This is a genomic window from Micromonospora sp. NPDC007271 (genome assembly GCF_040634005.1).
GTDB lineage: Bacteria > Actinomycetota > Actinomycetes > Mycobacteriales > Micromonosporaceae > Micromonospora.
In genome coordinates this window covers 35,434-54,476 of sequence record NZ_JBEYER010000037.1, presented here as the reverse complement: position 1 = coordinate 54,476, position 19,043 = coordinate 35,434, and the positions used below count along the sequence as shown (strand labels likewise).

The 19,043-nt window shown below is 71.5% G+C and carries 14 protein-coding genes and 1 pseudogene; 11 read left to right on the top strand and 4 right to left on the bottom strand.

The window, feature by feature from the left end; genetic code table 11:
* The first annotated feature begins 77 nt into the window (after positions 1-77).
* Both ABZ570_RS15810 and ABZ570_RS15805 read left to right on the top strand, forming a co-directional pair.
* Entirely contained in the window at positions 78-638 is a 561-nt protein-coding gene (locus tag ABZ570_RS15810; RefSeq protein ID WP_358063017.1) for a helix-turn-helix domain-containing protein, read from the top strand.
* On the top strand, positions 631-1,491 hold the full coding sequence (locus tag ABZ570_RS15805; RefSeq protein WP_358063014.1) for an SRPBCC domain-containing protein: 861 nt from the start codon (positions 631-633) through the stop codon (positions 1,489-1,491). The genes ABZ570_RS15810 and ABZ570_RS15805 overlap by 8 nt, the downstream gene beginning before the upstream one ends.
* Positions 1,492-1,569: 78 nt before the next feature.
* Here the strand turns inward: ABZ570_RS15805 and ABZ570_RS15800 are convergent, their stop codons facing one another.
* The 3 genes from ABZ570_RS15800 to ABZ570_RS15790 form a co-directional block, all read right to left on the bottom strand.
* Positions 1,570-2,964: a hypothetical protein gene (locus tag ABZ570_RS15800; protein ID WP_358063011.1), complete on the bottom strand. Its 1,395-nt coding sequence runs from the start codon at positions 2,962-2,964 to the stop codon at positions 1,570-1,572.
* A 594-nt stretch (positions 2,965-3,558) separates the two neighbouring features.
* Positions 3,559-6,228, bottom strand: a complete 2,670-nt coding sequence (locus ABZ570_RS15795) for an AAA family ATPase (RefSeq protein WP_358063009.1) — start codon at positions 6,226-6,228, stop codon at positions 3,559-3,561.
* A 40-nt stretch (positions 6,229-6,268) separates the two neighbouring features.
* Positions 6,269-6,715, bottom strand: a complete 447-nt coding sequence (locus tag ABZ570_RS15790; RefSeq protein ID WP_358063006.1) for a hypothetical protein — start codon at positions 6,713-6,715, stop codon at positions 6,269-6,271.
* Positions 6,716-7,094: 379 nt separating this feature from the next.
* Here ABZ570_RS15790 and ABZ570_RS15785 point away from each other — a divergent pair, with 379 nt between their 5' ends.
* The 7 genes and pseudogenes from ABZ570_RS15785 to ABZ570_RS15755 all read left to right on the top strand — a co-directional run bounded on the left by ABZ570_RS15785 (position 7,095) and on the right by ABZ570_RS15755 (position 13,154).
* Positions 7,095-8,486 (top strand): MFS transporter, encoded by a 1,392-nt coding sequence (locus ABZ570_RS15785; RefSeq protein ID WP_358063003.1) that lies wholly within the window; start codon positions 7,095-7,097, stop codon positions 8,484-8,486.
* Positions 8,487-8,556: 70 nt separating this feature from the next.
* Positions 8,557-8,736, top strand: a pseudogene (locus tag ABZ570_RS15780) (sigma factor); the annotation flags it as partial.
* Positions 8,737-8,812: 76 nt separating this feature from the next.
* Positions 8,813-9,040 (top strand): sigma factor-like helix-turn-helix DNA-binding protein, encoded by a 228-nt coding sequence (locus ABZ570_RS15775; protein ID WP_358063000.1) that lies wholly within the window; start codon positions 8,813-8,815, stop codon positions 9,038-9,040.
* Positions 9,033-9,764, top strand: a complete 732-nt coding sequence (locus tag ABZ570_RS15770) for a hypothetical protein (protein ID WP_358062997.1) — start codon at positions 9,033-9,035, stop codon at positions 9,762-9,764. Before ABZ570_RS15775 ends, ABZ570_RS15770 begins: the two co-directional genes overlap by 8 nt.
* A gap of 42 nt (positions 9,765-9,806) precedes the next feature.
* Complete coding sequence (locus ABZ570_RS15765; protein WP_358062994.1) at positions 9,807-10,895, top strand: hypothetical protein; 1,089 nt, start codon at positions 9,807-9,809, stop codon at positions 10,893-10,895.
* A gap of 46 nt (positions 10,896-10,941) precedes the next feature.
* Entirely contained in the window at positions 10,942-12,486 is a 1,545-nt protein-coding gene (locus tag ABZ570_RS15760; RefSeq protein WP_358062991.1) for a hypothetical protein, read from the top strand.
* Complete coding sequence (locus ABZ570_RS15755) at positions 12,483-13,154, top strand: class I SAM-dependent methyltransferase (protein WP_358062988.1); 672 nt, start codon at positions 12,483-12,485, stop codon at positions 13,152-13,154. The genes ABZ570_RS15760 and ABZ570_RS15755 overlap by 4 nt, the downstream gene beginning before the upstream one ends.
* 6 nt (positions 13,155-13,160) lie before the next feature.
* Here ABZ570_RS15755 and ABZ570_RS15750 read toward each other — a convergent pair whose 3' ends face one another.
* Positions 13,161-14,114, bottom strand: a complete 954-nt coding sequence (locus tag ABZ570_RS15750; protein ID WP_358062985.1) for a S41 family peptidase — start codon at positions 14,112-14,114, stop codon at positions 13,161-13,163.
* 88 nt (positions 14,115-14,202) lie between these two features.
* Here ABZ570_RS15750 and ABZ570_RS15745 point away from each other — a divergent pair, with 88 nt between their 5' ends.
* Both ABZ570_RS15745 and ABZ570_RS15740 read left to right on the top strand, forming a co-directional pair.
* Positions 14,203-14,712 (top strand): helix-turn-helix domain-containing protein, encoded by a 510-nt coding sequence (locus tag ABZ570_RS15745; RefSeq protein ID WP_358062982.1) that lies wholly within the window; start codon positions 14,203-14,205, stop codon positions 14,710-14,712.
* A gap of 310 nt (positions 14,713-15,022) precedes the next feature.
* Entirely contained in the window at positions 15,023-19,000 is a 3,978-nt protein-coding gene (locus ABZ570_RS15740) for a carboxypeptidase regulatory-like domain-containing protein (RefSeq protein ID WP_358062979.1), read from the top strand.
* Positions 19,001-19,043: the final 43 nt, after the last annotated feature.

Sequence of the window (19,043 nt, the reverse complement as noted above, 5' to 3'; positions counted from 1 at the left end):
AAAGGCCGCGCGGGGTCGCGCGGCCTTTCGTCGAACCCATTGACAAAGAAGTTTTGTACGTACAAACTGATTTTGTCATGAGAGACGTCCTGTACCTGGAAGAGCGCGAGCAGGCGGAGGCCCTGCTCAAGCCGCAGCGCATCGAGGTGCTGCGGCAGCTGGCCGAGCCGCGCACCTGCACCGAGGTCGCCGCCCGGCTGGAGCAGACGCCGCAACGCGTCTACTACCACGTCAAGCAGTTGGTCGCGGCCGGGCTGGCCGAGCAGGTGTCCGAGCGGCGGGTGCGCGGCATCACCGAGGGCATCTACCAGGCCGTCGCCCGGTCGTACTGGCTGTCACCCCGCCTCGTTGGACGGATCGGCGGGACGCGCCGGGCGCAGGACGAGCTGAGCCTGGGCTACCTGCTCGACCTGATGGAGGAGGTCCAGGCCGACATAGCCGGGCTCGACCGGACCGCGCCGGAACTGCCTTCGATCGGCGTCTCCGGCGAGATCCGGGTGCCGGCCGAGCGCCGGCAGGAGTTCCTGCACGACCTGCAGGCGACGCTGCAGGACCTGTTCACGCGCTACGGGGGCGCCGAGGGAGACGCCTTCAAGCTCGCCGTGGCCTGCTACCCGAAGGGTGACAAACATGAGTGACCTGCTGACCATCCGCGTCCGGCTCGCCGCTCCGGCGGAGCGCGTCTGGCGCGCGCTGACCGACCCCGCCGAGCTGCACGTCTGGTTCGCTCAGCACGCCGAGGTCGAGCTGCCGCACCGGTACGCGTTCTGGGGCCGCTACACGCCGGAGGGGGACGCCCCGCACCAGCGGCTGCTGCACGCCGACGAGCGGAGCCTGCGCTTCGCCTGGCTGCTCGACGGCGTGGAGACCACCAGCGAGATCGAGGTGACGCCGGCGGGGGAGCACTCCGAGCTGACCCTGCGGCAGAGCCATTTCGTCTTCACCGAGGCCCTCGACGGCAGCACCATCCGGGGCGTGCTCCAGACCTGGTGGAGTCTGACGCTGGCCAACCTCAACGCCCACCTGGAGGGGCGCCCGCTGCTGCCCCGCACCGACTTCACCTCGGCCGACCTGCGCGGCGAGCTGACGATCGCCGCGCCGATGGACCAGGTGTGGACCTCGCTGACCGACTCCGAGCAGGCCAGCGCCTGGTTCGGGTACCCGATCGGCATCGAGCCCTGGGTCGGCGGCCGCTACGCGATGGGCGGCTTCGAGGCCGGGTACGCGGCCAAGGTGGTCGACCTGGAGCCGGGGCGCAGGATGTCCGTCGACTGGGGACCGACCGGCGTCACCACCTGGGAGCTGGCCGAATCCGGCGGAAAGACCCGGCTGACCTTCGTGCAGAGCGGCTTCGACGAGGCCAAGCCGCCGTACGCGGCGTGGAGCGGGTCGGTGGCCGGCCTGTCCGAGCTGCGGCGCTACCACGAGGTGCCGGACTGGCAGCCGATCTGGCTCGCCGATGAGCTGCCGGCCGGCAGCTCAGCCCGCTGACCAGCCCCGAGCGGCGGGCCGGCTCCGGGACCAGGGGACCCGGGCAGACGACAACACGGCTGCCCGGGTCCCGGTCGATTACCGGACCGGCTGGCCCGGGGGCACGGTCAGGACCAGCAGCTGGCCCTTCTCGACCAGCTCCGGGTCCGCGGACTTGGTGTGGTTCTGCACGTCCAGCAGGTACTTGCCGGCACCGAGGAACGGCGCCGGGATGATGCCCGACGACTCCTCGTCGGTGGTGTCGAAGTACGCGCCGCCGGGCAGGAAGCGCTGCGGGTCCTCGTCGACGATCCGGCGCACCGCGCCCGAGGCGATGTCGTACTGGTAGACACCGGCCAGGTAGCCCTGGTTGCCCGGGTCCTCCTGCATGAGCACCTGGCCGCGGTGGTTGATGGTGATGTTGTCCATCATCTTCGGGCCGCTGGCCTGGCCCGCCGGGCCCTCGAGCACCATCGTGAGCGTGCCGCCCTTGGTCGGGTCGGTCACGTCGTTGAACGACAACCGCCACAGCCGGCTGTGCTTGCTCATGCTGGCGGTGGTGGCGAAGTAGAAGTCGTTCGGGTTGTTCGGGTCCCAGGCGCCGTCCTCGGGCCGGTCGAAGCTGGTGCCGCCGGTGGACGACAGCGTGAAGGGCAGCGAGCCCCTGGTCCACGCCTTGGTGCTGTCCTCCGCCGCCATGCCCGGCACGGAGATGGTGTAGCTCTTGCCGCCGGCGAGGCCGGCCTTCTCCACCGGGTTCCCGGCGGTCTTCTTGTCGCCGACGTAGAGCGTGACCTCGCCCGCCCCGCCGTCGCTGGTGCCCATCACCACGGTCTTGTCGCCGCTGGCCGGGTTGGCGACGATGTTCTCCCAGCTCCCAGTGCCGAAGCCGGGCAGCTCGTAGGACTCGCCGGTCTCGACGACGTGGCCGAAGGCGCGCCCGCCGGTCGACTCCTCGCCGTTGGTGAAGATCCGACCGTCGTAGCCCTTGCCGGTGGCCGGGTTGAAGTAGGCGGTCCGGGCGGCGAGGTCGGCCGAACAGAGCCGGTTGAACACCGCACCCGGGGTGTCGACGTACTGCCCGTTGCCGGCCAGGAAGACCTTGCGGACGAGGTCGCCGCCCGACAGCACCCGCAGGGTCTTCTTGTCGATGACCCACTTGGAGATGAAGGCGCCCTTGGCCCCGTGCGCCCGGACGACGCCGACGGTGTTGGCGAGTTCGTGGTTCATCAGGACGGTGAAGGTGCCGTCGCCGTTGTCGAACGCACCGAGGCCGTCGGGGATCCCGGCCATCCGGTAGCCGCCGACCGAGTCGCCGGTGGTGAGCAGCGACGTCAGGGTGACGCCGGGCGTGGCGCGGACGAGGTACGGCGCGTCGCTGCTGCTCGGGCCGGTCGAGCCGCCCGGCGCCGCCGACGCGGCGCTGCCGACGGCCAGGGCGGCCACGCCGGCGATCGCGACGGCAGACAGCCGGCGCTTGGACATGATGTGCATCGTTGCATTCCTCCCAGCGGAGCGAGTCCGCGACCGCGGACGCGCCGGCGACGCTACGAGGGCCAGGTGAAGCGATCCGCGGCCGGTTTCGACGAACGGATGAACAACTCGGGTGTCTCGCCCCAACAGCCGGCGGATTGCTGTCCGTTCGTCCAGTTCACCGCTGACCGGGCCGGACCAGGCCGCTCTCGTAGGCGTACACGACGGCCTGCGCCCGGAGCCCACGTCCCGCCGCCATGGCTGAGCGGCATCCGCGGGGAACCACCGCGCGAGGACGATCCCGCCGCCGAGGAGCACGCCCGATGCCCAGGTGGCGACCGCGACGTCCCCGAAGAACGGGTCCAGGGTGGTCTGCACGACCGCGAGCACGCCGATCAGCGGCCCGAGGACGAACGGGATGAGGCCGGGATCGCGCAGCCGGGGCGCACGGCATCGTCAGCACCCGAGACGCCACCGGCCGCCGAGTGCGGCCCAAACAGGGAGTGACGATGACCAGCAACCTCACCAGCGCCGGCCGGATCGACCCGACGGCCGTCCGCGACGGCGCCCACGGCCGGACGACGCTGCGCCGCGGGCTGCTCCCGCCCGATCCGGTCAGAGCGGAAACGGAGCGTCGTTCTCGTCGAGTCGGTACAGCCGGGCCACCGCCTGCGCTTCCGCCTGGCGTCCCAGCCGTAGGTGCGCCCAGTGCAGTTCGGCGGCGCAGCGGCGGACGACCCAGAAGGAGCGGTTCCTGCGCAGCTCGCGCTGGTGAAGGTCGAGGGCCCGCTCGAAGTGGGGAACGGCAGCCGGGTCACGTTGCCCGGCGAGCGCCGCACCATGCCGCTGCAGCGCGAGCGTCAGCGGCTCGGGCCCACGACCGCGCCGCAGTTCGACGACCGCCCCGCTCTCCTCCGCCGCCCGGGCGAACAGCTTGGCCGCTGTTTCCTGGTCGCCCCGAACCTCAGCGCGCAACCCCTGCCGGAGCCAGAGCTGGGAGCGTACGAGCCGGGCCCGTTGTGTGGGGCGGCCCTCCGCACCGTAAGCCCGGCACCACGCCTCGTACGCCTCGGAGGTCAGCTGTTCCGCCTCCGCCAGTGAACGGTCGTCGCCGAGCTGCAGCAGCGTGAAGGCGAGGTTGTTGCGCGAGGCCGTCGTCTGGAGCTGGCCCAACCGCCCGATCAGCTCGGTTCGCCGGGCCAGCACCTGGCGGCGCGTGGCCACCGCGTCGTTGACGGCACCGACCCGCAAGGACTGGTATCCCACCTCCTCCAGGGCGCCGAGAGTGTGGCGGTGCAACCGCCCGAACTCGTTCTCGCAGTGCGCGAGCACGACGCGGTGGAGCGCGAGGGCGGCCTGGTTGTCGCCGTCGCTCGCGGCCAGGCCGGCCCGGACCGAGAGGACGGCGCGGATGATGGACGGTGACGCTTCCGGCAGCTTCTCGAGCATGCTCTTCGCCTCCTCGACAAGCTTCGTCGCGGAGGCATAAGCGGTGGTTTCGGCCCGGCGACGGCGAGCCCAGGCCAACGCGCACCGCGCGAAGATCCGCAGCTCGTCGTCTTCCGCGAGATGCTCGTCGGCGATGCGCAGTGCCTGCTCGGCGGCAGGTTCTCCGTCCTCCCGCCCGTACTCCGTGCGGAGGACCGTGCTCAGGTCGATGAGACACTGAACCCGCTCTCGGCTGTTCGCTCGGCCGGCCTGCGCCAGCCACGACTCGGCCTGCTGGAGGTACCGGATCGCCTCCGTTCGGCGGTGTTCGCTGCGCATGACATCGGCGATCTCGCTCGCGCTCGCTGCCGCCGCCCGAAGGTCCGTCTCAATGCCGGCAACGGCAAGGGTTATGTGCAGGGTCAGCAGGATCCGTCGCCCGTCGGACAGATCCTCCTCGGCCAACAGCGTCCGCACCGCCGACAGTGCGCCGGTCAGGATGCCCGTGCGTTCCTCGGGGGACAGCGTGTCCTCCACGTTGTCCTTCGCGATGCGGAACCGCAGCCGTTCGACGAACTCGATTGTTCCAGTGGTATTGCCCGTGGAGCGGATCCAGGACGAGGCGAGGGCCGCATCGAGCCCTTCGGACGACTGCACCCGGCCCAGACCGGCCACCAGCACGTTGTCGAGGAATGATTCACCCAGCAGCGAGGCGGCCACCAGGACCTGACGCACACCCAGCGACAGCTCGGCCCAGTGTTGGGCGAGCAGACTGTTCAAACCGCCGTCGAGCCGAGCAACCTCGTCCGCGCCCAGGGCGATCCGCCCTTCGCGCGTCAGCGCCCGGAGTCGAGGCGCGTCCAGCAGCAGTCGCAGCGCGTAGGGGTTGCCGTCCGCACGTTCGGCCAGGCGGGCGGCGATCTGCGGATCGGTCCTCGGGTGCAGCGACATGACGTAGGCGATGAGATCGTCGTCGGTCAGCCGGTCCAGCTCCACCTTCCTGATCTGCGCCGAGCTGCTCGCCTCACGCAGGTAGCGCGGGAACGGCTCGTCGGAAGCGGTCAGCCGGTCCGGCCAGGTGGTCGCGATCGCCAGCAGCGGCAGGTCGGAGGCGAGAGCGTTCTCGACAAGCGAGACGGCGGCCGGGTCGAGATTGTGTGCGTCATCCAGGACGAGCACGATGGGAAGGCTCTCCTCGCCCCGGCCGGATTGGATGAGCGTACGCAGGAGCTCGTACACCTGCGCTCCCCGATCGATCTCATCCCCGTAGTCGATGTGGCGGGATTCCCTGCTCCTGCGCCGCTCTCGGCGCCACTCGGTGTGCGCCTGGATCAGTTCCTCCCCCATGTCCAGCACCGTCTCCGCGAGTTCGAGGAGGTCCGGCAACGGCAGGGCAGCGCCGATCAGCCGGTACGTCGAACGGACGAGAAGCTGCCGGCGCTCAAGCCGCCGGATGAGGTGCGGCAGGTGCCGGCTGATCTGGTTGGTCAGGTTGTCCAGCACGGGAGCGGGTGAGCCGTCGCCGAGGCGGCCGGAGGCCGGAGCGAGCCAGAGCCACGGGATGTGGGCATCGGGTGGGACCTCGATGTCGCGATGCCGCACCGTTTTCCGCTCGGCGGTGAGAGCGACGAAGCCACTGGTCCGGCCGTCGACAGACGGCACGAGCGTCGAGGGCCAGTAGGCCGGCTGCGGTTGCCGGGCAGCAAGGGAGCGGTAGAACTCCTGGACGACCCTCGTCTTGCCCCAGCCGGGCGGTGCCGACAGGACCGTGAGATGTGGCTGTGCTGTCGCCCGAACCTTGTCGAACAGATCCTCCAGCTGATGAACCTCAGCTTGGCGGTCACGACCGACGAACATGTGGCTACCCCAACTGCCGGAATCAGAAAAGCGGGTACGTTCAGCTCTTGGTCATGGTCAGGTTCGCGTCGACCGCTCGGAGTTGGTGCGCGACCCGGTTCATGGCCGCCCGGAAGAACCGGGCGTCCGGCGTGAAGAACAAAAAGACGCGGCCGGTACGGGTCATCGCCATCGAACATCGGGTTCTGCCGCTGTTTGAATCATGCCCGGTGACTTGGAAGCTGAGCACGGATCCGATCGCGGCCTCCTGCTCCTCAGTGGCTCGTCTCGACATCGAGGTGACGGCGCCGATCGCGCCTGATCTTCCACGGTAGGTGCCACTTGCCGTCGGCAGTCCGTGGGCGGTTCCGCGATGCGGTTCCCACTGCGAGCGGAGGAGTTGGAAGCCCTTCTTGCCGGCGAGGCCGCCTAGAAAGGCGTTGATGCACTCGTCGGGCGGAGCCGCCAGCGTGAAATGCCATGTTCTGCGGTGATCGAGAATGCCCATGGCGACCCCCGGTGAAAGAGTTTCGGAGAGTCGTTAAACGGTACAACGGTCCCCGGATTCGCCCACTTGGCCGATCGGCTATTCGTTGCGGGACATTTCTTCTTCGGGCCTGGCCGGGAGACGCTCAATCACCGAGCGACCTCGACCGATGGGTCGCCGTAACCGGCAATTGTGCAGTCGCCTACCCGACAACCCTCTCGACGTTGCCACAGCCGTGCCGCTTCCTCTGCTGGTCGGCCGCCCGCCCGCCCCCGCGTCGCCCCGGACGCCCTGGAACCGCTCCGCCGGCCGCTGACCGGCCTGTGATCTTCGACCAGGTGCGGACGTGGCCGCCGGCTGCGCGAACTACGCTGGGGCGGCCGTCCGAACGGGGAGCACCGTGCGCAACCATCCGGCCGTCGTACTGGTGGCCGTCCTGCTGTCCACTCTCGCGCTGCCGGTCTCGCTGACCGGCGCGTCCGTCGCGCTGCCCGACATCGGCCACGACCTGCACGCCGGCCTGGCCGGCGTGCAGTGGGTGGTGAACGGCTACAACGCCACCTTCGCCAGCTTCATGCTCGCCACCGGTGCGCTCGCCGACCTGTTCGGCCGCCGCCTGGTCTACGCGATCGGGGTGGCCGTCTTCGCGGCCGGCGGGATGCTCGCGTCGGTCGCCGGCGGCATCGTGCTGCTCGACGTGGCCCGCGTCCTGGCCGGTGTCGGCGCGGCCGCCGCGGCGACCAGCGCGTCCGCCCTGCTCGCCGGGGCGTTCCACGGGCGGGCCCGGGCCCGCGCCTTCGGGGTCTTCGGTACGACCATCGGGGTCGGCCTCGCCTTCGGCCCGTCGATCGCCGGGCTGCTCATCGAGGCCTTCGGCTGGCGGGCGGTCTTCGCCGCCCCGGCGCTGGCCACCTGCGCGGTGCTCGCCCTCGTGCCGCTGCTGCCGGAGTCCCGCCAGCCGCACCCCGGGCGGGTCGACTGGCCGGGCACCGTCTCGTTCACCGCCGCGCTGCTGCTGGCGATCTTCGGCTTCGTGCAGGGCCCCGACTATGGCTGGACCGCCCCGGTGATCCTCGCCGCGTTCGTCGCCGCGGCGGCCCTGCTGGTGGTGTTCGTGCGGGTGGAGCGTCGCCGCGCCGAGCCGATGTTCGACCTGGCCCTGCTGGCGAGCCCCCGGTTTGTCGGCATCTGCCTGGCGGCGGCCACCATCGTGGCGGTGCTGGTGCCGCTGCTGGTCTACCTTCCGTCGTATCTGACCACGGTGGTCGGGCTCAGCCCCGGCGCGGCCGGTGTCACGCTGATCCTGCTCACCGCCCCGACCCTGGTGCTGCCGCTGCTGAGCGGCGCGCTGACCCGGCTGGTCCCGGCCACCGCGGTCACCGTCGTCTCGGTGGCCGTGGTCGCCGTCGGCGCGGCCTGGGCCACTGTGCTCGGCCCGCACGCGGACACCGCCACGTTGGCCGGGCCGCTGCTGACCATCGGCGTCGGGGTGGGGCTGTCCATCGGGCTGCTGGACGCGATCGCGATCGGCAGCGTCGCGCCGGCCCGCGCGGCGACCGGCGCCGGGATGATCAACACGGCGCGGTTGACCAGCGAGACCGTGGCCATCGCCGTGGTCGGGGCGGTGCTGGCCAGCACCACCGGCGGCCGGCTCGCCGATCCGGGCTTCACCGGTGGGCTGCGTACGGTGCTGTGGTCGATGGCCGGGCTGGCGGCCGCCGCCGCGGTGGCTGTCGCCGCGCTGGTCCGGCGGGCCCGGATCGAACAGCGGGAAGAAGTTCCGGTCGGCTGAAACCAGAGCCACCCGTCGCGCGCCTCGACGGTGACGCCCGTCCCGACGGCGGGCGGGAAGCGGAGTGCGCATGACTGGCCGGATCGCCCTCGAGGACGTCGGTGAGGACGTCTTCGGGGCGACGTACGAGCAGCACTTTCGGGCCATGGTGCGGTTCGCGTACCTGACCACGGGCAGTGCCGCCGCCGCGGAGGACATCGTCCAGGAGGCGTTCGTCGACCTGTACCGCCACCGGGACGTGGTCCACCAGCCGCAGCGGTGGCTGTGCCGGGCGGTGGCGAACCGTTGCACCTCCTGGGTGCGGCGGCGGGTCCTGGAACGGCGGCATGCCTTCGCCGAACCCGTGCCGTTACGGCGGGCCGGACGGGCAGGGCGCGGCGGTGCGGGCGGCGCTGCGTCGGGTCCGTCCCCGCCAGCGCGCGGCCCTGTTCCTCCGCTTCTACCTTGACCTGCCGGAACGGGAGATCGCCGCAGCGCTCGGCTGCCGCCCCGGCACCGTCAAGACCCTGATCCACCGTGGACTCGCCGCGCTGAGGGAGCACCTCGATGACTGATCCGACACCCCAGATCCGCAACATGATCGGCCGGCTGCTGCCGGACGCCGCCCTGACCGTCACGCCGATGAGCGAGACAATCCGACGGGCGTCGGAGCGGCCGCCGCGCCGAAGTTGGCCGAAGGTGGTGGCGGTCAGCGTGGCGACGGCGGTGCTCCTGCTCGCCGGGGGCGTGTTCTGGCAGGTTGACAGCGTGGCCGATCGGAACGCCCGGCAGGAGGTCGTGGTCGCGTCGGTCGGTAGCGGGGTCGCGGACGACCTCGCTGCGCGCTGCCCGGTGGAGGAGGGTGGCGGCCGGTTGATCAACGCTTTGCGCTGGCCCGGGGGCCGAGCCGTGCTCACCGCCAACGACACCCGGTTCAGCCTGTGCCTCGGGGGCGAGACCGGGCCGCTGTCCCGGAACGGCTGGGGCGAGTTCTCGCCGGGGAAGACGTCGCTGGTCTGCGGGCAGGTCTCGCCAACCTCCTGCGAGGGTGGCGCGCAGCACCTGCCCGGTCCGCTTCGGCTCAGCTCCTGGGTACTGGCCTACGGCGCGACGGTGCCCGGGACGACCCGGGTGCGGGCGTACGCCGACGGCGGCCACCAGGTCGAGGTGTCGGCGCAGAACGGGACCTTCCTGCTGCGCGTGGAGTCGGTGGGCAGCAAGGACATCGGGATCCATCGGGTGGAGATGTTCGGCGCGACCGGCGAGAAGCTCCTCACCTGGGACTGGGACCGCCCATAGGTCCCGTGGCCGAACGGGGGCCGGCGACTATCGTGGCGTGTCGTGACGGACACCGCGCAGCGCCTGGCCGAGATCCGGGGTGGCGTGCCACCCCGGCGGCACAACGCCCGCACCATCGCCGCACTGACCGGCAACCCGGGCTGCACCCGGCGGGCGGTGCTGGACAGTGCCGGGGTGGACAAGCCGAAGCTGGCCGAGCGGATCGGGTTTCCGGCCCGGTTCGGCCAGTCCCGCTTCGCCATCACGCGGGGCAACGCGTTCGAGGCGCAGGTGAAGGCCGAGGGTGGGGCGGAGCTGCTGCGGTTGGTCGCGGAGCGGCTGGGCGTACCGGTGCCGGTGGGGGCGAGCTGGACGGACCTGGGCGGCGCCGACGACCTGCCGGACCGGCACGAGCGGTCCCGGGCGGCGTTGACCGGCGGCGGTGACGAGCCGGCGTTCTTCGACCACCCGCTGCTCGGGCTGGAGGTGGCCGGCCGGCGGGTGCACCTGGAGCCGGATCTGGTCGCCGCCCGGCTCGGCGGCCGGTTCCACGTGGTGGAGATCAAGTCCTTCCCGGTGATCGACGGGCAGGCCGACCCGGCGAAGGTCTCCGCCGCCGCCATCCAGTCCGCCGTCTACGTGCTGGCGCTGCGCGAACTGCTGGCCGCCACGGGGCACGACCCGGACCTCGTCTCGCCCGAGGTGGTGCTGGTCTGCCCCCGTGACTTCGCCAACCAGCCGGTGGCCAGCCTCCTCGACGTACGCAAGCAGTTGCTGATGCTGCGCCGCCAGCTCGACCGGATGGCCCGGATCGACGACCTGCTCGCCGACGTGCCGGCCGGTTTCACCGCCGACCCGGCCGCCGACCCGGCGACCCTGGCCGCCGCGCTCGCCGGGGTGCCCGCCCGCTACGCCCCCGAGTGCCTGGCCGCCTGCGAGCTGGCGTACTTCTGCCGGCACGAGGCGCGCGGCGACACCACCGCGCTGGGCCGGCCGGTGCGGGAGGCGCTGGGCGGGATCGACGACATCGGGGAGGCGCTGGCGCTGGCCGGCGGCGTCCGCGCGCCGGATCCGGAGCAGGCGGAGGCCGCGGCGCTGCTGCGCGCCGCCGCCCGCCTGCGCGCCGAGGCCCTCGCCGGGAAACCGTCATGAGTACGCCCCGCCGGCCCGGCCGGCCCGACCCCTCCCGGAGGTACGGGTGAGCACCCTGCGCGCCCTCGCCAAGGCGCAGGCGGTCGCCGCCGGGGTGGCCCAGCCGGTGGCCACCGTCCGGCACCTGCACCTGTCGGACCGGCCGCTGGTGCTGGTGCCCCTGGCGATGGCGGGCGAGGCGAACGCCCCGCTTGCCGCCCTGGTCGGCACCGCCCCGGACGAGGCGCGGCTGCTGATCGTGCCGCAGCCCCGCAACCGGGACCACCGGTTCGCGTTCGCCGCCGAGCTGGCCGCGATCGTGCTGCCCTACCTGGACTCGTTCCGTCAGGTCAGCGAGGCGGTGCCGGTCGACCGGGGCCGGGACGTGCGGTACCGGTACGCCGACGCGCCGCAGCTGCTGGTGCCCAACCCGGCTGGGATGACCTTCCTGCGGCTGCTCGGCCGCTCGACCCGGTTCCGTCGCCCGGACGGTGACCACCCGGTGCACCCGTCGGTGCCGCTGCTCGGCCGCTGGCTGACCTTCTTCGCGGAGCGCGCCGAGCATCCCGGCTCGGCGGCCCTCGTCGCGCTGGCCGAGGCGCTGACCCTGCACTGGGCGACCGGGCAGAGCGCCGTGGAGGACCTGCACCTGCCGGCGCTGCTCGGCTGGATCGACCCGCCGCCCGGGCTCACCGGCGCCGAGGCGGCCGCCCGGGCCGAGGACCCGCGGCTCTGCCCACCGGCCGGTCCGGCCACCGACCCGGACTTCGACAACCAGCGGCTGGCCCCGGCGATGGCCGCGTACGCGGACGCCGACGCCGACGCCGACCCGGCCGCCCGGGCGGGCGCGTACGCGGAGCTGGAGCGGCTGCTGCGCGACCAGCTCGCGCCCACCTGGGAGCTGATGTGGCGCGGCCTGGGGTTGCTGCGCGGGCTGCCGCCCGGGGCGCGGGTGGCCGGCCGGTGGGACGGCGACAAGGACGCCTTCACCGGCTACGCCGAGTACGTCGACGACGGCGGCGGGCCGCAGCCGCGCCGGGACGGGGCGGTGGCCGCGGCGGTGCGGCTGCACCGGCTGGAGCGGGCGCTGGCCTCGTACGCGGTGCAGCGCGCCTACGACGACCCCCTCGTCATGGCCGAGCACCGGTTGACCGGGGAGGCGTTCGTCGGCGACGTGACCCTGGCCGACCCGAAGCGGGTGGACGATACCGGCAAGCGGCCGGTGCTGCGCCCGCGCATCCAGGTGGTCACCACCGAACCGGTGACGGTGCCGGTCGGCGCGACCCTGTACTCGCCGGCCCGGCCGAGCCAGAAGGCGAAGGTGGTCTTCCTGACTCCCGGCGCGGACGGCAAGACCGAGGTGGTGCTGGAGCTCTCCGGCGGGATGGGGCGCGGGCTGACCGCGCCGCCGGGCACGGTGCCGGAGGTGGGGGAGCGGCTCTGCTTCACCACCCTGGCGGACGCGTTCCTGCCGGCCGGGAACTTCCCCACCGCCGAGGAGACCCCGTGGACCCACGGCGGCCCGCCGGCCGCGCCCGTCCTCGACGGTTCAGCCCCGGTCAGCGCCCCGGCGGAGAGCGACGACGGTGACCCAGTCGAGGAGTGGTCGTGACTGCCCATAGCGGACCTGCCAGCGTCGGGCACCCGGACGATGAGCGCGAGCGGACTCGGCGCAGCTACGACACTGTGGCCGCCGAGTACCATGCGCGGCTGGCCGACGAGCTGACGGACAAGCCAGTGGATCGGGCGTTGCTGGCCGCCCTGCTCGAGCTGGCGGTGCCCGGGACGCCGGTGGCGGACCTTGGTTGCGGGCCGGGGCACGTCACGGACTGGCTGTCCGGTCGGGGTGTGCCGGCAGTGGGGATCGACCTGTCGCCGCAGATGGTGGCGGTGGCCCGGCACGCGTACCCGGGTGCGGAGTTCCGCGAGGGTGACCTCCTGCGGCTGCCGGCCGCGGACGGCGAGTTCGGCGCGGCGGTGGCGCTGTACTCGGTGATCCACCTTGCGCCCGACGAGCTGCGGCCGGCCCTCGCCGAGGCGTGTCGGGCGCTGCGGCCGGGTGCGCCGCTGCTGGTCGCGGTGCACCTCGGCAGCGAGGTGCGGCACCTGAACGAGTGGTGGGGGCATCCGGTGGATGTCGATTTCCGTTTCTTGGCGGCGGAGACGCTGCTCGGCGCGCTGGACGACGCCGGGTTCGCGGTGCAGGCGCGGCTGGAGCGGACGAGTTACCCGCACGAGGTGGAGACGCGCCGGCTGTACGTGCTCGCCCGCCGTGTCTAGCGCCGATCAGGGGAGGGCGGCCAGGGCCTCGCGCGCCTCGTCCGCTGTCGGTCGCTGCGGGTCGGTGGCCAGCAGGGCCTCCAACGCTCTCCGGTACGCCACGTCGCGTGCCGCGCCGGCCGCCACCTCGACGTCCGGCGTCACTCCGCAGCGTTCCCAGTTGGTGCCGGTCAGCGGGTTGGACGGCCGGGCCACCGGCACGGTCAGTTCCAGGTGCGGGTGGATGCGGTGCCCGACGCAGGGATGGGCCCCGCCCCGGCTCCGCTCGCCGATCACGGTGGCCCGGCCGAGCTGTTGCAGGTCGTACGCCAGCTCCTCGCCGCCGGAGAACGTCTCCGCCGAGGTCAGCACGTGCACCGGCTTGTCCGGCGCGTACCGCGGCACCGGGAGGTACGCGGCGCTCCAGGATTGGCGGGCTTTGCCGGCCCGGTCGTGCATGGTGTGCAGGTGCGCCGGCTCGGCGAAGAACCAGCCGCAGAGCAGGGCCACCATGTCCGGGCTGCCGCCCCGGTTGCCACGCAGGTCGAGCAGGAGCGCGTCGGTGCCGCCGAGCAGCCGCAGCGCCGCCATCATGGCGTCGCCGGCCACCTGTGGCGGAAACAGAGCCGGCCGGATGTCCAGCAGCCCGACGTTGCCGGCCAGCCGCTCCACCCGGGCGACGCCGCCCATGGTGACGACGGCCTGCCGGGCCCAGAACTCCTCGTCCGGTTCCTCCTCGCGCTCGGACACGGTCGTGGCCCGATGCTGGAGGCGCAGGTGCAGGTCGCTGTTGACCGACTGGAGGTCCTCGGTGACCAGCGCGCCCAGCGCCGCCGGGTCGGCGGCGTTGGCGTACCGGCCGGCGCGGAGCCGGTCGCCCAGGTGCGCCGCGATCCGTTCGGCGACGTCGGGAAAGACGTACTGCTCGGTGACCAGCTTCGCCGCCTGCTCGACGATCTCGGTGATCTCGTCCTGTCGCATCGGAAGTCCCCGTCCGTCGGTCCACCGCGATGAGGGTCAGTAGAGCAGCCGATTGACAAAAGCGTCAAGAGAACTAGACGCTTTCCGGATGACCGATGAGATCGCCGACGCACTGCAGGTCCGCACCACGGCCCAGTTCAAGGCGCTGGCCCACCCGTTCCGCCAGCGGCTGCTCTTCGTGCTCGGGGCCGGCCCCGCCACCATCAGCCAGCTCGCCACCGGACTGGACGCGGCGAAGGGCACCGTCGCCCACCACCTCAAGGTGCTCACTGAGGCCGGCATGGTCCGGACCGCCCACACCCGACAGGTACGCGGCGGCACCGAGCAGTACCACGAGCGCACCTTCCACCGCCTCGTCGGCGAGACCGACCCCGGCGCCACCACCGCAATGCTCGGCGCGGTCGCCGACGAGTTGGCCGGCGACGACGATCCACTGCTGCTCCTGCGCCACCTGCGGCTCACCCCGGTGCAGGCGCAACGGCTCCGCGCCACCCTTGAGGGCCTCGTCGACGACGCCGAGGAAGCGGGCCCGGAGGAGTGGCGGTACAGCGTCCTGGTGGCTCTCTACCGCCGCCACGACAGACCATCACCTGCCTGACCCGAGGGGTACGGGATCGGCAGGGCCGTCTCGTGGGTTCGGAGGACCCGGCGACGCCGTATGGTCACGACGCGCTGACGATGAGTTGACCACGAGTTGGCCGGTTTGCTGCCGAACTGCTGATGGGACCGGGTAGCCCCACCCCATTCGGATGATCCATCTTGGTCTATAGCCCGCGACCGTGGGTGTCATGCGCGTCCTGTCCCTTTTGGGGCGCGCTAGTACATGTGGAGGTTACGTGCACACACGAACCAGGCATGCGAGACGCGCGTCAGCCGTTACAGCGGCTTTCGCGATTCTCACGACAGTGATGGCGAGCGCAGGACACGCCGCGTTCGCCGCGCCATCGGCCACAGCACCGTCAGTCGACCCGGCCGACAAGCTCACCTCGGCCATCGAGAAGACGCTCACCACGCACGACTCGGCGGACTTCTGGGTGAAGCTGTCGGTGAAGGCCAACCTGGACGCGGCGCCGGACATCGCCGACTGGGGCAAGCGCGGCCAGTACGTCTACGACGCGCTCACCCGCACGGCCAAAACGTCCCAGGCGGGCGTGATCAAGCAGCTCGAGGCGAACGACGCCGACTACAAGAGCTTCTGGATCAGCAACCGCATCCTCGTCGAGGACGGCACGCTGGAGCTCGCCAAGGAGCTCGCCGCGCAGTCCGAGGTCAGCCAGATCACCGAGACCACGAAGTTCGACCTCGTCGAACCGGTCAAGCGCGAGAAGGCGCCGGCGAACGCCCCGGCCACGGTCGAGTGGGGCCTCAACTTCATCCACGCCCCTGAGGTCTGGGCCCAGGGCTTCACGGGCGAGGGCATCGTCGTGTCGAGCGTCGACACCGGCACCCAGTTCGACCACCCGGCGCTCGCCGACGGTTACCGCGGTCGGCAGCCCGACGGGACGATCGTCAACGACTACAACTTCTTCGACTCCTCCGGACGGTGCGGCTCGTCCGGCAACCCGTGCGACGTGAACGGGCACGGCACCCACACCATGGGCACCATGATGGGCGACGACGGCCACGGCAACCAGATCGGTGTCGCGCCCGACGCGCAGTGGATCGAGGCCAACGGCTGCGACACCTGCTCGGACGTCGACCTGCTCGAGTCCGGTCAGTGGATCACCGCGCCGACCCGCACGAACGGCACCGACCCCGACCCGGCGAAGCGGCCGCACGTCGTCAACAACTCGTGGGGCGCGGTCGCCGCCGGGGCCATCGACGACTGGTACCAGGACATCACCGACGCGTGGGCTGCCGCCGGCATCTTCAGCGCCTGGTCGGCGGGCAACAGCGGTCCCGGTTGCCGAACGACCTCCTCGCCGGGCGCGAACACTACGAACTACTCGACGGGCGCGGTCGACTCCTCGGGCCGCATCGCGTCCTTCTCCTCGCGCGGTCCCGGTGAGGGCGGCGGGATCAAGCCGAACATCTCGGCCCCGGGCGTGAACGTCCGCTCGTCGGTCCCCGGTGGTGGGTACGCGAACTACAACGGCACCTCGATGGCCGCCCCGCACCTCGCGGGCGCCGTCGCCGTGGTGTGGAGCGCCGCACCGGCACTGATCGGCGACATCCCGGGCACCTGGGAACTGCTGAACCGGACCGCCCACAACGTCGACGACACCTCGTGCGGCGGCACCGCCGAGAACAACAACGTCTACGGCGAGGGCACCCTCGACCTGGCCGCGCTGATCGACGCTGCGCCAATCGGCGACATGGGTACCGTCACCGGCACCGTCACCGAGACCGACGGCGACCCGATCAGCGGGGCGCGCGTGACGATCGACGGCGAGCACGACCGCACCGTCACCACCGGCACGGACGGCACGTACAACGTCCGCGTCGCCGTGGGCGACTACAAGGTCTCGGCTTCGGCGTTCGGCTACCTGCCGTCGACCCCGGCCGACGCCACGGTCACCGTCGACGCGACCACCACGGTGGACATCCACCTCAATGCGGCGCCGCGCCACACCGTGTCCGGCACCGTCACAGACGTCGCCACGGGCGCGCCGTTCGCCGGCACCACGGTGAGCATCTCCGCACCGATCGCCCCGGTCACCACCGACGCCAACGGCGCGTTCGCGTTCACCGCCGTGCCTGAGGGCACCTACACGATCTCGGTCAAGGGCGGCTCCTGCACGAGCGAGTTCTCGAAGGAGGTCGTTGTTGACGGCGACGAGTCGGTCTCGGCTCAAATCGCCCGGCGGTACGACGACTTCGGGTACTTCTGCACGGTCGGCAGCGACGGGGTCGCCACGGGTGACAGCCGGGTGAGCCTGACCGGTGACGACGCGGCGGCCACGGTCCCGCTGCCGTTCTCGTTCCCGTACTACGAGGGCGAGTTCAACACGGCGTACGTGACCACCAACGGCCACGTGAACTTCGCCGGGGCCTCGACGGCCTGGAGCAACGTCCAGATCCCGAACAGTGCCCTACCCAACGCGGCGATCTACCCGATGTGGGACGACCTGTACTTTGACGCCTCGTCGGGTCTGTACACCGCGGCCACCCAGGTCGGTGGGGTCGACGCGTTCGTGCTCGAGTGGCGTGATGTCACCACCTACGCCAACCGCAACCTGCGGACGAACTTCTCCGTGACCCTCCTGGCCAACGGTGAGATCGTGCTCGGCTACGGGGCGAACTCGGGCGGAGCCGCAGCAGGCAGCTCCGCCACGGTGGGTATCGAGAACACGAACGGCACGATCGCCCATCAGTTCTCCTACAACACCCCGGCGATCAACGCCGGAATGTCGATCCGCTACGACTCCGCGCCGCGGGGCACGGTGGCCGGCACGGTGACCGACCGGAACACGGGTGCGCCGATCTCTGGCGCGAGCGTGGTGCTCTCCTCCGAGGCCCTGAGCAAGACCGTGACCACTGGAGCGGACGGCAAGTACTCGACGTCGGTCGTCACCGGTGGCTACTCGGTCAAGATCACGGCGGCGGACTACCAGGCTGCCACCGGGTCGGTCATGGTCACCGAGGACGCCACCACGGCGTTCGACGCCGCCCTGGCCGCGGGCAAGGTGACCATCGCTTCTGATGGCGACACCCATGCCGACCTGCCGATGGGCGGTTCCCACACCGAGAAGCTCACGATCACCAACGAGGGCACCGCCCCGGCGTCGGTCGACCTGAAAGCCGCCGGCGGCCAGTTCGTGCCGGCCGCCAAGGGTGCTCTCACGGCGGTGAAGGGTAAGGCGACCGTTCCGGCGTCGGTGGCCCCGAAGGGGAAGCTGTCGGCGGGCGGCCCGTCGATGTCGCAGTCGAGCGTCAAGGGCGAGACGGTGACGCCTCAGGCGGCGCAGATCCCGGCCGACGAGATCACCATCACGCACTCCGCGTCGCAGGCGATCACGGCCGGCAACTCGGCGTCGTGCAACAACGGCGCCAGCACCCGGAACAACTCGTACCTGCGGACGTTCACGCTGGCCGACTTCGGGCTCAACGGCCTGGACGTGTCGAGCGTGTCGTTCGGGGTGGAGGTGAACCAGGGGAGCCAGCCGCTCACGGTCAACCTCTACACGCTCAATGGCGACCTGCGGTACGCCAACATGACGCTCATCGGCTCGGCCAACGCCACGGTTCCGGCCGGTAACGGCAAGCTGGTGACGGTCCCGGTCAATGGCACGGTCCCGTCCGGCGGCACCCTGGTCGTCGAGGTGAAGGTCCCTGCGGATGGCTACTTCTTCATCGGCTCGAACAACGCCGGCCAGACTGCGCCGTCGTACATCGCCTCGGTGGACTGCGGCATCTCCGAGCCGGCCGACACGGCGTCGATCGGCTTCCCGGGCATGCACATCGTGATGAACGTGACGGGTAGCTCGGGCGCTGCGGCGGACTGGGTGTCCTTCGACAAGACGGCCTTCACGCTCGAGCCGGGCGAGTCGCGCACGGTGACGGCGACCATGTCGGCCGCCGTCGACCAGCCGGGTGCGTACTCCGCCGCGATCGGTGCCAGCACCAACACGCCGTACCGCGTGTCCGAGGTGCCGGTGTCGATGAACGTCACCGCCCCGAAGTCGTGGGGCAAGATCGCCGGCAGAGTCACCTCGGCAAACGGCCAGCCGCTCGGTGGAGCCATCGTCCAGGTGAACGGCGGCAAGGGATACCGCCAGACGCTGGTCACCAAGAACGACGGTACGTACGAGTACTGGATCGACACGAAGGTGAGCCCGCTCACGCTGGTCGTCGCGGTCGAGGGCTACGTGCCTGCGACGGCGAAGGTCACGCTCAAGGCGGGCCAGACGGTCACGGCGAACTTCTCGCTCGACCCGCTCCGGTAGCGCATACCCGGGGCGCGCCGTAGCGCGCGTCCCGTAACGCACG